The sequence below is a fragment of the Nocardioides sp. YIM 152315 genome (assembly GCF_029210375.1).
Taxonomy (GTDB): domain Bacteria; phylum Actinomycetota; class Actinomycetes; order Propionibacteriales; family Nocardioidaceae; genus Nocardioides.
The window spans coordinates 39,465-53,336 of the sequence record NZ_JARGER010000042.1 but is presented as its reverse complement, the minus strand read 5'-3'; the positions used below and the strand labels follow the sequence as shown (position 1 = coordinate 53,336).

The 13,872-nt window shown below is 69.5% G+C and carries 15 protein-coding genes and 1 pseudogene; 11 read left to right on the top strand and 5 right to left on the bottom strand.

Annotated features, from left to right (window positions below; translation table 11 throughout):
• Positions 1–30: 30 nt before the first annotated feature.
• The 4 genes and pseudogenes from PZ894_RS17910 to PZ894_RS17895 form a co-directional block, all read left to right on the top strand.
• A complete protein-coding gene (locus PZ894_RS17910; RefSeq protein ID WP_275746886.1) occupies positions 31–978 on the top strand; it encodes an alpha/beta hydrolase in 948 nt (315 codons plus the stop codon).
• 28 nt (positions 979–1,006) lie between these two features.
• The gene (locus PZ894_RS17905; RefSeq protein WP_275746885.1) at positions 1,007–1,744 is read left to right on the top strand and encodes an alpha/beta hydrolase; all 738 of its coding nucleotides are present in this window, start codon (positions 1,007–1,009) and stop codon (positions 1,742–1,744) included.
• A gap of 70 nt (positions 1,745–1,814) precedes the next feature.
• Positions 1,815–2,075: a hypothetical protein gene (locus PZ894_RS17900; RefSeq protein WP_275746884.1), complete on the top strand. Its 261-nt coding sequence runs from the start codon at positions 1,815–1,817 to the stop codon at positions 2,073–2,075.
• Between the two features lie 15 nt (positions 2,076–2,090).
• A pseudogene (locus PZ894_RS17895) lies at positions 2,091–3,206 on the top strand (cytochrome b N-terminal domain-containing protein); the annotation flags it as partial.
• Between the two features lie 147 nt (positions 3,207–3,353).
• Here the strand turns inward: PZ894_RS17895 and PZ894_RS17890 are convergent.
• From PZ894_RS17890 to PZ894_RS17870, 5 genes are all read right to left on the bottom strand, one after another.
• Positions 3,354–4,337 carry an NADPH:quinone reductase gene (locus tag PZ894_RS17890; RefSeq protein ID WP_275746882.1) on the bottom strand — a complete coding sequence of 328 codons (984 nt, stop codon included), beginning with the start codon at positions 4,335–4,337 and terminating at the stop codon, positions 3,354–3,356.
• 10 nt (positions 4,338–4,347) lie between these two features.
• Positions 4,348–5,619 carry an FAD-dependent oxidoreductase gene (locus tag PZ894_RS17885; protein ID WP_275746880.1) on the bottom strand — a complete coding sequence of 424 codons (1,272 nt, stop codon included), beginning with the start codon at positions 5,617–5,619 and terminating at the stop codon, positions 4,348–4,350.
• 135 nt (positions 5,620–5,754) lie between these two features.
• A complete protein-coding gene (locus PZ894_RS17880) occupies positions 5,755–5,901 on the bottom strand; it encodes a hypothetical protein (RefSeq protein WP_275746878.1) in 147 nt (48 codons plus the stop codon).
• 68 nt (positions 5,902–5,969) lie between these two features.
• Positions 5,970–6,839, bottom strand: a complete 870-nt coding sequence (locus tag PZ894_RS17875; RefSeq protein WP_275746876.1) for a low temperature requirement protein A — start codon at positions 6,837–6,839, stop codon at positions 5,970–5,972.
• Between the two features lie 29 nt (positions 6,840–6,868).
• Positions 6,869–7,618 carry an SDR family oxidoreductase gene (locus tag PZ894_RS17870; protein WP_275746874.1) on the bottom strand — a complete coding sequence of 250 codons (750 nt, stop codon included), beginning with the start codon at positions 7,616–7,618 and terminating at the stop codon, positions 6,869–6,871.
• Between the two features lie 471 nt (positions 7,619–8,089).
• Here PZ894_RS17870 and PZ894_RS17865 point away from each other — a divergent pair, with 471 nt between their 5' ends.
• From PZ894_RS17865 to PZ894_RS17835, 7 genes are all read left to right on the top strand, one after another.
• The gene (locus PZ894_RS17865) at positions 8,090–8,449 is read left to right on the top strand and encodes a hypothetical protein (protein ID WP_275746872.1); all 360 of its coding nucleotides are present in this window, start codon (positions 8,090–8,092) and stop codon (positions 8,447–8,449) included.
• A gap of 144 nt (positions 8,450–8,593) precedes the next feature.
• On the top strand, positions 8,594–8,983 hold the full coding sequence (locus PZ894_RS17860) for a thiamine pyrophosphate-dependent enzyme (RefSeq protein WP_275746871.1): 390 nt from the start codon (positions 8,594–8,596) through the stop codon (positions 8,981–8,983).
• A 26-nt stretch (positions 8,984–9,009) separates the two neighbouring features.
• Positions 9,010–9,525 carry a hypothetical protein gene (locus PZ894_RS17855; RefSeq protein ID WP_275746869.1) on the top strand — a complete coding sequence of 172 codons (516 nt, stop codon included), beginning with the start codon at positions 9,010–9,012 and terminating at the stop codon, positions 9,523–9,525.
• Between the two features lie 282 nt (positions 9,526–9,807).
• The gene (locus tag PZ894_RS17850; protein WP_275746867.1) at positions 9,808–9,930 is read left to right on the top strand and encodes a hypothetical protein; all 123 of its coding nucleotides are present in this window, start codon (positions 9,808–9,810) and stop codon (positions 9,928–9,930) included.
• 89 nt (positions 9,931–10,019) lie between these two features.
• The gene (locus tag PZ894_RS17845; protein WP_275746866.1) at positions 10,020–10,175 is read left to right on the top strand and encodes a hypothetical protein; all 156 of its coding nucleotides are present in this window, start codon (positions 10,020–10,022) and stop codon (positions 10,173–10,175) included.
• A gap of 653 nt (positions 10,176–10,828) precedes the next feature.
• Positions 10,829–11,527 (top strand): TraR/DksA C4-type zinc finger protein, encoded by a 699-nt coding sequence (locus tag PZ894_RS17840; RefSeq protein WP_275746865.1) that lies wholly within the window; start codon positions 10,829–10,831, stop codon positions 11,525–11,527.
• 500 nt (positions 11,528–12,027) lie between these two features.
• A complete protein-coding gene (locus PZ894_RS17835) occupies positions 12,028–13,488 on the top strand; it encodes an FAD-dependent oxidoreductase (RefSeq protein WP_345799162.1) in 1,461 nt (486 codons plus the stop codon).
• Positions 13,489–13,872: the final 384 nt, after the last annotated feature.

Below are 13,872 nucleotides of genomic sequence, written 5' to 3'. Positions count from 1 at the left end.
ACCAGCCATCCAGCATCTGAAGGAGTCCCCATGAGCAAGAACCACCTGGAGCCCGAGGCGCAGGCGATCGCCGACGCCACCGCGAACCCGCCGTACTTCTACGAGATGACACCCGACCAGGCCCGCAAGGTCCTCGAGGACGTGCAGTCGCAGCCGATCGACAAGCCCGACGTGGACGAGAAGTGGATCACCGTCCCGGCCGAGGTCGGGGACGTACGCGTCCGCATCGTCACGCCCGCGGCGAGCACGGAGCCGCTGCCCGTGATCCTCTACATCCACGGAGGCGGCTGGGTCCTGGGCAACGCCCAGACACACGACCGCCTCGTCCGCGACCTCGCGACCGGCGTCGACGCCGCCGTCGTGTTCGTCGAGTACGACCGCTCGCCCGAGGCGCGCTACCCGGTCGCGATCGAGCAGGCCTACGCCACCGCCCGGTGGGTCACCGCGCACGGCGCCGACGAAGGTCTCGACCCGTCCCGGCTCGCGGTGGCCGGGGACTCGGTCGGAGGAAACATGGCCGCGGCCGTCGCAATCATGGCCAAGCAGCGCGGCGACGTGACGTTCTGCCACCAGTCGCTGTACTACCCGGTCACCGACGCCGCGCAGGACACCGACAGCTACGCCGAGTTCGCCGACGGACCGTTCCTGCTCGCCAAGTCAATGGCCTGGTTCTGGGACGCCTACCTGCCCGACCGGGATCGGCGCGGCGACATCACCGCTTCCCCGCTGCGCGCGACACTCGAGGAGCTCGCCGGGCTGCCCGAGGCATTCGTCGTCGTCGACGAGAACGACGTCCTGCGCGACGAGGGCGAGGCCTACGCGCGTCGCCTCCTCGAGGCCGGTGTGCGCACCACGTCGGTTCGCTACAACGCGACGATCCACGACTTCATGATGCTCAACCCGCTCCGGCCGTCAGCCGCCAGCACGGGTGCCATCGAGCAGGCCGTTTACGTCCTCCGCAAGGCCTTCGCAGCCTGATCACCGATCCCACGAAAGAGAGCACACCATGTCCGAGCAGTCCCCCGTCGTCGTCCTCGTGCACGGCGCCTTCGCCGAGTCCGCGAGCTGGAACGGCGTGATCGAGCGACTCCACGCCAACGGGGTCGATGCCGTGGCCGTCGCCAACCCGCTCCGCGGCGTGCGCAACGACGCTACCTACGTGCGCGACGTGATCGCCGGTCTCGGCCGGCCCGTCCTCCTGGTCGGCCACTCCTACGGCGGCATCGTCATCACCGGGGCCGCCGGGGCGGCCAACCCCGCCGTCCTCGGCCTCGTCTACGTCGCGGCCTTCGCCCCCGACGAGAACGAGAGCGCCTTCGACCTCTCGACCCGGAAGCCGGGCAGCACGCTGGGCGACGCGCTCACCGCTTACCCGGTCAGCACCGGCGGCAACGAGCTCGCCATCCGACTCGACGCCTTCCACCAGCAGTTCTGCGCCGACCTGCCCGCGCAGACCGCCGGGCTGATGGCACGAACCCAGCGACCGGTCACCGAGCGCGCCCTCCAGGAGGGCCTGCCGACCGACCAGCCCGGCTGGCAAACCGCGCCGAGTTGGTTCGTGATCGCGACCGAGGACCGCAACATCCCGGCCGCGGAGCTGCGCGACGAGGCCGTCCGAGCCGGCGCACGCGGCGTTCGGGAGATCACGGGCGCCTCACACGCCGTCGGCGCCTCCCACCCCGACGAGGTCACCGAGGTGATCCTCGAGGCGCTCGCCGCCTGCACCACCGCCGACGCCGCCTGACCGATCCGCGGGTGGGCCCGGCCGATCGGCCCGCCCGCGGAAGGTCGTCGTCACGACCAGAGGACTCACCATGCGACTTCCGCTCGCCGACCGCCTCGCCCGACGGGCCATCCCCCTGCACTGGACCATGCTGCTCGGCGTCATCTCGCTGAGCTGCCTGGTGGTCCTGGCCGTGACCGGCGTCGTCCTGTTCTTCTTCTTCGACCCGTCGAGCGACACGGTCCGTTACGGCGGGAGCTACCCGTTGCTCCAGGGTGTCCCCGTGTCGCAGGCCTACGCCAGCACGCTCCACATCTCGCTGGAGGTGCCCGGCGGGATGCTGGTGCGCTAGACGCACCACTGGGCCGCGCTCGTGCTCCCTGCTTCGCTTCTGCTGCAGATGCTGAGCACCTTCTTCACCGGTGGCTTTCGACGGCCTCGTCAGTGGAGCTGGGTGCTCCTATCGCTGACGTTCCTGCTCGCCCTGGCCGGAGGCTGGAGCGGCTACGGCCTCCCCGACGACATGCTCGCCGGCACCGGTCTGCGAATCGCCCAGAGTATCCTCCTCGGCATCCCGGTGGTCGGCACCCACGCGTCGTTCCTGCTGCTCGGCGGAGAGTTCCCCGGCCAGGTCATCGAGCGCATGTACTGGCTGCACATCGCGGTCGTCCCCGGCCTCCTCCTCGCAGTGGTCGCACTTCGGTTCCGTCTCGCTGCGCGCCGACTCCCCGCACAGTTCCCGGGGCACGGTCGCTCCGAGCAGAAGATCGTCGGGCTACCGCTCGCCGCGGTAGCGCTGCGCGCACTCGGCCTCTTCGTCGTGACCACCGGGGTCCTCGTCCTGCTCGGCGGCACGGTCGCCATCAACCCGCTGTGGAAGTACGGGCCATCCTCGACCGGCCATGCCTCCGCCGGCAGCCAGCCCGACTGGTACACCGGGTTCCTCGACGGCGCGCTCCGGCTGGTCCCCTCCGGGTGGGAGGTGAGCGCCCTCGGCGGCACCGTGCCACTCGGGGTGCTGGTCCCCCAGGTCGTGGTGGGAGCCTTCCTCGCCACGGTAGTGCTGTGGCCCTTTCTCGAGGCTCGCGCCACACGCGACCGCCGCGAGCACCACCTGCTCGACCGCCCACGGGAGCACCCGGTCCGTACGCCGCTGGGCGTCGCGGGGATCGTCTTCTTCCTCATCCTGTGGGGCGCGGGTGCGACCGATCTCGTCGCGACGCAGCTGAGCATCGCCTTCGAGCACCAGGTGCTCGCACTGCGCTCCCTATTGGTGCTCGGACCGCTCGTCGCGTTCCAGGTCGCCAGGTGGGTGTGCGTCGGCCTGGTCGCCCACGAGCGTGAGGTTGCGGCACATGGGTTCGAGACCGGACGGATCGTGCGCGCACCGGACGGTGCCTACTCCGAGATCCACGCTCCCCTCGACGCCGATCACCGCGTCGTGGTCGAGCACGAGCTCATCGAGCACGATCGGGTGGCGTGACCGTGATGGACCTGACGACCTGCCCCGAGTGCGGCCGCCCCGCGGAGGTGGAGTGGCGCGACGTCCTCGAGAGCACCGACGGCCCCATCGAGCACGCCCGCATCCGGTGCGTCCAGCGTCACTGGTTCCTGCTGCCGATCGCCGACCTCAGTCGAGCGACGGCACCAGGACCAGCCGCACACCGCGGACCTCACCACGTTCGACCCGAAGGTGCGCGGTCGCGGCGTCGCTCAGCGGAAGGACCTCGACCGGGCCTGGATCAAGGAGCCCGTCGGCGACCAGTTGATTGACCCGGCGCGCCGCAGCGGCCAGATCGGAGACCGAGGCGTTGCTGATCGCGAACCCGACGATGCGGATATCGCGCGTGTAGAGCGGACCGACAGGGAGGACCGGACGGGCGTCGATACCGGCCATCGCGACGATCCGCCCACGGCACGCCATCAGCGCCAGGGCCATCGCGAGGTCGTGACGACCCGACGTGTCCAGGTGCACGTCGACACCGTCGGGGACGGCCTCGGCAAGCGTGCGAGCAACGTCAGGGGCGCGATAGTCCGCGACGACGTCGGCGCCGAGCTCCCGGCACGCATCGACGTCCCCACCGCCCGCGGTGGCGACCACCCGGGCTCCGGCACGAACGGCCAGGACGGTCGCCGCCCGGCCGACGTGCCCCGCCGCCCCGGCCACGAGCACCGTGTCACCGCTGCGCATATCACTGTGCACGTGCAGCGCGAGGTACGCCGTTGCCGCCGGGTGCACCACCGCCACCAGGGCCACGGGATCCACCCCGGCGGGCGCACGGTAGAGACGGTCGGCGCCTACGACGGCATACTCGGCCGCGGCACCCTGCCGACCATCGTGGCCCAGGCTGTTCGACCACACCCGATCGCCGATCCGGAAGCTGGACACTCCCGGCCCGCTGGCCACCACCGTGCCCACCATGTCGCGGCCGACCACGAAAGGGAACGGCAACGGCGTCGGGAATGCCCCGCTGCGCACGATCGTGTCGACCGGGTTGACCGCGACGGCCTCCACGCGCACGAGGAGGTCACCCGGTCCCGGCTCGGGGACCGGCAGGTCCCCGTATCGGATCTCGTCGGCAGGACCACGACGTTCGATGAATGCGGCTCGCACACGCCCTCCCTCACGCCAGACGGCGCAGCCCAGCATCCTCCCGAAACGCCGCGCGCGGTTGCTGGACGGTCTGAAGCGACGCGATGTCGCGGCCCAGAACGAGCCCGCCGAGCCATCCGATGGACACCCGGAGCTTGCGCTCCCAGGTCGGGACGGCGAGCACGTGGTAGCCCCGGTGCACGACCCAGGCCGGGAAGCCGGTGATCGTGACCGGGCCGGACTGGAAGATGCCGTGCCCGAGGCCCAGGGTGGCGATGACGCCGAGACTGCGGTGGCGATAGTCCCGCGGCCGTCGTCCGCGGAGAGTGGCGACGAGGTTCGTGGCCAGCCGCTTCCCCTGGCGGACGGCGTGCTGCGCGTTGGGCACCGTGTAGGCACCGCCCTCGCGAGCCAGGTCAGGGACCGCTGCGTCGTCACCGGCTGCCCAGGCATGGTCGACGGGGTCCTCGACAGTGCCCACCCGGAGATCCGGCCGGACCACGACCAGACCGCGGTCGTCGATCGGCAGATCGGTGTGCCGGGCGATCACCGGGTTGGCTGTGATGCCGGCGGTCCACACCACCAGTCCCGACTCGAACGTCTCACCCGTCGACAGCGTCACGTTCCCCCCGACCAGCGACGTCACCGTGGTACGCAGGTGGACGAGCGCACCGCGCCGCTCCAGGTGCCGACGCACCCACTCCCGGGCGCGCGGCCCGACCTCGGGCAGCAGGTGGTCGCCCGCATCGACGAGGTGGAAGGTCACCTCGTCCCGGGAGAGCTCCGGCTGTGACCGGATCAGCGCGTGCGCGAGGCTCAGCACCTCGGCGAAGCCCTCGACACCCGCGAACCCACCGCCGATGAAGGTGACTGTGAGTCGCCGACTCCGCGCCGCCCCCGGAGGCAGGCTGGCCGCCTCGTCGAACGCCGTCAAGACGGCATCGCGGATCGCGACTGCCTCCTCGATGCACTTCAGGCCAATGGCGGCGTCCGCGACTCCCGGCACCGGGTGCACGCGCGTGACCGCACCCGCGGTGACGACCACCTCGTCGTACCCGATCGTGGTGGTCGATCCGTCGACCAGCCGGACCGTCACGGTGCGCGAGCCGTGGTCGATGGAGGTGGCGCGGCCGCTGACGACCTCGGTACGGCGCAGGTGCCTGCGCAGCGGGACGACCGCGTGTCGCGCTTCGATCGAGCCGGCAGCGACCTCGGGGAGGAAGGGCTGATGGTCATGTACGGCGCAGGATCGATGACCGTCACCGATGCCTCGCCGCGACGCAGCCGCCTCTCGAGACCCCACGCCGTGTAGAAGCCGGCGTACCCGCCGCCGACGACGATGCGCTTCGTGCTGACGTGTCTGGCGCTGATGGTCTTCATGCCCAACTCCTCGATCGTGTGGGAACGGTGAGGTCGACCGTCACGGCGGCGGCCACGGTCACGCCACCAGGAACACCCCGATGGCCAGGCCGAGCTGAGCGGCGCCGGCCGTGATCGACCCGAGCAGGAGCAGTGCGAGCACCGTCACCGGACGGAGCCGGGCCGATCCGTCCTCCACGCGCAGCAGCTCCACCATCACGATCACGACCGCGACAGGGAGCGCTACTGCCGCGACCGCGCCGCGTGCAGCAAGGTGAGCGTGAGCTCCGGAGCTCACCACCACCGCGACCTCGAGACCAGCGCCGAGGGCAGCGAGCGCGGCAAAGGTGAGGTAATGACCATAGCCCCGACGAAGGACCACTGTCGGTGAGCCTCCAGACCGGCACCGGCCGGCACGGCGAAGTAGAGCCACCAGAGCGCGGCGACGATCGCCAGGCTCGAGACGGACACCGCGACGAGCTCGGGGTCGGCGGCATGCTCTACGAAGGCCACGACGGCGGTCGTGGAGGCGAAGACGCTCTCACCGAGCAGAATGATCGTGAACAGCGCGTAGCGCTCTGCGATGTGGTGCGGATGCCAACTGGTCGGTCCGTGCCGTTCGGACCACACCGGCACGAGCAGCTCGAGGACGACCAGCGCGAGGAACGTCGCACCCGCCGCGTGCTCGCCGAGGGCTAGCCGGGCCACCCAGAGCACCTCGAGTGCGGCCACGCCGCCGGCGTACCGCACCGACGCCCCACGGCCCTCCGGGTGCTGCACTGCTGCCCGGATCCAGAGGCCGAGCAGCCCGACGCGCATGATGAGGTAGCCGAGCGTCACCGCAGTGTAGTCGCCGCGATCGAAGGCCCGACCGGTGCCGGCCGCGAGCACCAGCACGCCGCCCATCTGGACGAAGGCCGCCAGCCGGTAGGGCACGTCGTCGCAGTCGTAGGCCGAGGCGAACCAGGTGAAGCTCATCCAGGCCCACCAGATCGCGAAGAACACCATCAGGAACGGTGCGACGGCCGACGGCGCATGACCGTCGACCGTCGCATGTGCGAGCCGAGCGGCGAGCTGAGCCACCGCAGCGACGAACGTGAGGTCGAAGAGCAGCTCCATCGGGGTTGCAGTCCTGTTGGCCTCGTCGACCGTCCGGGCAGACATCACCCGACGCCCAGCTCCGCTGCGCATGGTCAGCGGGCGCTCGCCGCAACCCAAGCGTCGTACGTCGTCTCGCCGAGTCGGGCGTCCGGGCCTGGCACCAGACTCTGGTCGTCGATCTCGGTGCCGAAGTACTTCGCATGCGGATCGGACACGACGACCCGCGGGTCACCGATCCGCTCCAGTGCGCCGGCGACGAACTCGCTCATGCGGAACTTCTCCGGACCACCGACCTCGACAACTCCGTCGACCGGTGCGCCGACGGCCTGGCGCCCCACGGCCGCAGCGACGTCGTCGGACGCCATCGGCTGGAAGTACGCAGGCGGGAGATGGACCTCCCCGTTGACCGTGGCGGCGTCGGCGATGGACTTGCCGAACTCGAAGAACTGAGTGGCGCGCACGATGCAGTGCGGGATGCCGGACTCGGCGATCAGCTTCTCCTGGGCGACCTTGGCACGCAGGTACCCGCTGTCGGGCAGCCGGTCACACCCGACCACCGAGAGCGCGACGTAGTGACCGACGCCGGCCTTCTTCGCGGCCTCGATCAGGTTGCCGGTGGAGGTGGTGAAGAAGTCCAGCACGTCGTCGTCGGCGAACGATGGGGAGTTGGAGACGTCGACCACGACGTCCGCGCCGGCGATCGCCTCGTCGACACCCTCGTTGGTGATCGTGTTGCAGCCGGTCTGCGGCGCGGCCGGGACGGCCTCGTGGCCGTGAGCGTTGAGCTTCTCGACGACCTTGGAGCCGATCAGCCCCGTGCCACCGATGACGGCGACCTTCATGGGAACACCTCTCTGGTTGGAAGTCCGTGCAGCACGTTCGACCGCGCAGCCGTGGCGCATGTGACAGCACGCGGGCGGAGGAGGTGACGAGCGGGTCCAGTCGCTCTCTGCTTCCGGCCTGACGGACATATCTCGGTCCGCCCCGGTGAAACCCAGTGAGTCCCGTCCTTACCTGCGACTCGACCTTCGCTCCGCCGTCCCCAGCCGACCGGGCAGCGTCCTCGGGTGTGACGTCACGCCAGAGCTTCCGGTCCGGTCGAAGGCTGCATCAACGTTCCAGCGAGAGGAAGTCGCCTCCACGTCGTCGTGGTCGGCGGGACCGGACTGATCGGTTCCCGGGTGGTCAACCGACTGAGGGAGCATGGGGCGGAGGTCGCCGTCGGCTCGCTGCGGACAGGCATCGACGCCTAGAGCGGCCGCGGCCTTGTCGACCTCTTCCGGGGAGCGGACGTCGTCGTCGACGCCACCAACATGAACCGGCCGGCCTACGACTACGAGCAGGCCCACGACTTCTTCGAGACCTGCACCCGCAACGTGCTGTTCGCCGAGCACGAGACTGGCGTGCAGCACTACGTCGGCGTCTCGATCATCGGCGCGCAGAGCATCGACGGCGAGTTCTTCCGCGGGAAGGCCGCGCAGGAACGCCTGGTCATCGAGGCCCCACGCCCCACACGCTGCTACGCACGACGATGCTGTACGAGTTCATGCCGCGTCTCGTCGACCACGTCGCCACCACGCATCTCGTACGCCTCCCGCCCGTCCGGTTGCAGCCCGTCGCCGCAGACGACGTGGCCGCTGAGATCGTCCGACTGGCACTCGGTGCGCCCCTGAACGGCGCGTACGAGCTCGCAGGCCCAGAGGTCCACTTCCTCGACGAGCTCGCACGCCAGGTGCTCGCGGGCGGCGACGTCAGCATGACGACCGCGAACTCATCACATCTCCCGCTACTGGCCGGAATGGACCGACCCACGGCTGGTGATCGCGGTGCTGCACAACAACGACCTCAACCAGGTCACCTGGGAGTTGCGCGCCATGGGCGGAACCCCGAAGTTCGTCGAGTCCCAAGCCCTCCCGGACGTCTCCTACGCCGAGTTCGCGACCTCGGTCGGTCTCGGCGCGATCACGATCACCGACCCCGAAGAGCTCGCCGGCGCCTGGAAGACCGCGTTGGCCGCCGACCGGCCCTACGTGCTCAACGTCCACTGCGACCCCGACATCCCACCCATCCCGCCGCACGCCACCCTCGACCAGATGACCGCCTCCGCCAAGGCACTCATCAAGGGTGACCCCAGCCGCTGGGGCGTGCTGAAGGAGGGCATCAAGACCAAGGCCCAGGAGCTGCTCACTGGCGGCGATGACACATGACGCGCTCGCCCAGTCGCGCTCTGACCGTGACCGGACTGGACACGTCGGTCTACACCATCCCCACCGACGCTCCGGAGGGGGACGGCACCCTCGCCTGGGACAGCACCACCCTCATCCTCGTCGAGGCAAGCGCCGCCGACGCCACCGGTATCGGCTGGACCTACGCACCCAGCTCCGCAGCCGCAGTCGTTGACGAGTTGCTACGCCCGGTCGTGACCGGACGCGACGCACTCGACGTCGAAGGCGCCTGGGAAGCCATGGTCCGCGCGATCCGCAACGCAGGACGACCGGGCCCGGTCGGGATGGCTATCTCGGCGGTCGATATCGCCTTGTGGGACCTCGCCGGCCGACTCAAGGACCAGTCCCTCGTCGATCTCTGGTCCACCACGTCAGACGCCGCCGGCGAAGCAGCCGGACCCGGGCCGGTCCCCGTCTACGGCAGCGGCGGCTTCACGACCTACGACGACCATCGCATGCGCGACCAGCTTCACCACTGGGCGGGCACTGTGCGCCCTACCTCTCACTCCCGGTCGCCGCCCTGACCCCCCGGCTGCGGCACCTGGAGTACTTCCACGACCACGTCCGCATCGAACAGCGCCTCTTCGAGCCCTGCCCGGATCCCGAGCACGGAGAACTGACTCCCCCAGTCGGGCCGGGCCACGGCATGTCGTTCCGCACCACGGACGCCGAGGAGTACCGCGTCGCATGACGATCCGTCGACCAATGGCTGCTGCACCCGTGATCGTCACGATCAAAGGGGCTGCACGATGAGGCGCTTCTCCGAACTCAGCCCAGCGCAGAAGGCCCGACGGGTCGGAGCTGTGATGCTCACCGCGATCTTCCTCGTGCTCCTGATCTTCCTCCTCATCACATGGCGACAAGGTGATCCCGCCAACGATCGGGGGCAACGCCTGTCGAACACGCCGCCGTCTGCCACCGCGGCCTAGCATGTTCAGGGCTTCGTAGAGCGGCGTGGTCGCAGAGGCGACCGCAGCGCGACGGACCACCAGCCGGGCAGAGGTGTTATGGTCCGGCCATGGCACCGAAGTTCGAGGCACGAGAGGTGACGGCTGAGCCGTCGCATGTGCCGTCGGGTGCCGCTCTCCTGGCGATCGAGCTGAGCGAGATCGCACGCGGAATTCGTGGCCTCGACGTCCTACGTCGAAGCGTCGACCGCGCCCCGCCGCGCTGACCTGTCTGCACCCACCCTTAGTTGGGCCGGCCCTGCGCCCTCGGGCCGAGCGGTTTCGTCCGTGCGGGACCGCGGCGTCGGCCTACCCGTAGACAGGAAGAACTCATGCGGGCACACCCACATCTGCTGCGCAATGCGGGCGCGGCAACCTCACTCCCAAACGCCGTACTGGATCGAGTCGCCGAGGAGCTGGCCACCGCTGCCGCGGCACGCGAAGTCCAGCTCAGAGCACTTCCGCCCGTATCGGACCTGGTCGCGCGGGCGCACCGCGACAGTGTTCGACGCATCCTGACGGCCATCCGTGCAGCGCAGGAGCAGCTGCGGAGCGGTACGTACGGCGACTGCGACCGATGCGGACGTCGGAGCGATCTCAGCGAGGTCCCGCCGCGCCCGTGGGCGCCGCTGTGCCGTTCTTGCCGACCGAACTGACACGCGTCTCCACCAAACCCTCGTCGGACCCCACCCTCAGCAGCTCGACTCCGCGCAACCGAGAACGGCACCGACCACGGTGGTCGCTTCCGTGCGACCCATCAACGCGATCGCGAAACCCGCCGCACGAAGGCACGTCACCGGTGCGACACGCACAACTCGTCAGCGCACCCACGCAGGGCGACAGCACGACAGTCGTCCGATCGAGAACCGGGAGGAACACAATGCAGAACGAAGTCCCCCGCACTGCCACCATGGGCCGCTGGTCAGGTCTCTTCATCACGCTCTGGCTCAACCGCGACGTCGACCGGAACTGCACCGATCCCGACACCGACCGGGCCTACGCCAGAAGGCACACGACTCCCCGAACTCGGCGGCGTGTAGTGCGCCCGCGGATCACGCGAGCCGACCGTGCATGGCTTGCCGCCCAGGCGACCGACACTGTCTCGCCAGCCCCGATAGACGACACCGTCACGACCGCAAGCGAGGTTCCGCCGATGACGGCAGCCCAGGGTGGCTCCCGAGTCCACATGGGTCACAACGGACCTGATGGCGGCGGTGAGCGCGGCACGGAAGAGCCATGGTTCGAGCTCGGCCTCTTCGCGTCGTTCAGACGCAAGACCGGGTCGCGCTTCGACGACACGGTCGCACTGCCGACCGACGCTCCCCAACGGCTCGAGGCGATCGTCCAGGCCGCGGACCTTCGTCTTCAAGCGCTGCCGCCAGCAGAGCAGCTCGGACACCGCACGCTCGCGTACCGGACGCGGCTCCAACAGATCTCGCGAGATGCGACGCAGGCTCATGCGCGATTGGCCGACGGCTCCTACGGGCGGTGCCTGACGTGTACCGAGCACATCGGACTCGCAGTGCTCACGGACCGTCCGTGGGCGCGGCTGTGCACCTACTGCGCACTCGACATCTGAGCGAAGCGAACCCAGCCACCCGCGGCAACCGCGAGCGACTCTCGCGCAGCACCTCGACCCCAGGAGATCTCGTGAACTCACCCAGCAGGACGCCACAGGCATCAAGGAGGACCATCGTGCACCCGGACGCCCCCACCGCCCACGACCGGACTCTGGCGGACTCAGCCCTCAGCTGCTCAGCCAGGACCAAGTATGAGCAACTGCGTGACTTGCCCGACGCCGCCGACGACCCGGTCATCGCAGCACAGCGAACGGCGCTGCTGCAGACTCTGACCGAGATCGCCGCCGCTCAGGAGCGAGTCGTGGCCGGCACCTACGGCTCATGCACACGGTGCGGCGACCCGATCCCACCAGGTCGGATCGAGTTCCGTCCTTGGGCGGCGACGTGCATCGGATGTGCGAACCGCTGACCATCCACGCCTTCGCCCCCCGGACCCAGCGACCCGATCACGCGACGTCTTCGACGCTTGCGCGAGCGCCACTACGAAACGAGCAACGACATGAACCAAAGCCACCGACCGAGGCGACGCACGACCACTCCCGACGGCCGCATGGACTCGACCACCACCGGTAGGTCTCGGGGAGTCAGCAGCCTCGGGTCGAGGCGCCGGCCAGGTCTCGGTGAAGCACCGGGATCGTCCGTCTCCACCGCGGTTCCACATCGGACGCCGGGGAGGCCGAACGACATCGCCGTCGTCGGAGCTGGCATCGTCGGGCTGTCCGTGGCCTGGTTCCTCCAGGATCGGGGCGCCGCCGTCACCGTGTACGACGCGGACCATGCCGCCAGCGGAGCATCGTGGGGAAACGCCGGCTGGCTGACCCCCGGGCTGACCGTCCCCCTCCCGGAACCAGACGTCCTCCGATACGGATTCAGGTCCGCGCTCCGACCGTCCTCCCCCGTGTTCGTACCCCCACGACTGGACCCGGCGCTGTGGCGATTCCTGACCGGCTTCGCACTGCACTGCACGCACCGTAGGTGGAGTCGCGGAGTCGCGGCCTACGCTCCCATCAACCAGATGGCGATCCGCGCGTTCGCCGACCTCGCCGACGCCGACGCGACGCCGCGCCCCCATGAAGCTCGGCCGTTCCTCGCCTGCTTCCGCACCACCGGCGAAGCAACCACCATGCTCAGCGAGCTGCGCCGGATGCAGGACGCGGGTCAACGGGTCCACTTCGACTACCTGACCGGTGGGCAGGTCCAACAGGCACAAGCAAGCGTCAGCGACGAAGTCCGTGCCGCGGTCGCCATCCACGGCCAGAAGTACATCCACCCTCCCCAGTTCATCCGAGCGCTCACCCAGTCGGTGATCGCGCGAGGCGGCAAGCTGCGCGAATGGATCCGCATCGACGACGTCGACGCCGAACCGAATGCGGTCTGGCTGACCGACAACGGTGGCGTCAGACACCGACACGACGCCGTGGTCCTGGCCACCGGCGCGGCCCTGGGGCGGCTGGCCCGGCGATTCGGCGTCAAGCAGCTCGTACAAGCAGGACGCGGATACTCCTTCACGGTCACCGGGACGCAGGTGCCGACCAGCCCGGTGTACTTCCCGAACCAGCGGATCGCGTGCACGCCGCTGCACGAACCGCTCTACCCGATCGGGGAGCCGCCGTACGGCGAGGAGGACACCGAGCTTCTCCGGGTCGCCGGGATGATGGAGTTCCGACGGCCTGACGAGCCCCTCGACCCACGCAGGATCCGCGCGATCGTCGACACCCTCCGCCCGCTTCTGGACGGCGTGGACCTCGACCGTCGCCGCACCGAATGGGTCGGCTCCCGACCGTGCACCATCGACGGCCTTCCGCTGATCGGCGCAACTCAGGACCGGCGCGTGTTCGTTGCCGGAGGCCATGGCATGTGGGGGGTAGCGCTCGGGCCCGTGACCGGCAAGCTCCTGGCCGAGCAGATCATCGCTCAGACCACACCGCCACAGCTGAAGCCCTTCGATCCGCAGCGTTGACCGCGCCGACGCTCAGTCAGTGCGAATGCGTCCGCGAGCGCATCATCGACAGTCCATCTCGTATCGCAAGGGGGAGCTTGTGGACATCGCCTGGAAGGTGCTTGTTCTCCTAGCGATGGCGGTCGCGTGCCAGTACACGCTCGGGCGGATCACTGAGCACATCCGTGAGCGCCGTCGTCGCGATCGACCGTCGCGCAGCTCGGCCGAGCGGTAGGGATCCGCCGCGCCCAGCACCGCCTCGACCGACACCACGCCGCGAGGCCGTTCAGTTCACTCGTGCGACTCATCGAGAGACCTTCCTGATCCGGCATGCCCACCTCGTCGCGCTCGGCCTGGCAGCCATCACGATCGTTGCCATCCTGACCCTCGCACGCTTGCCGGCGC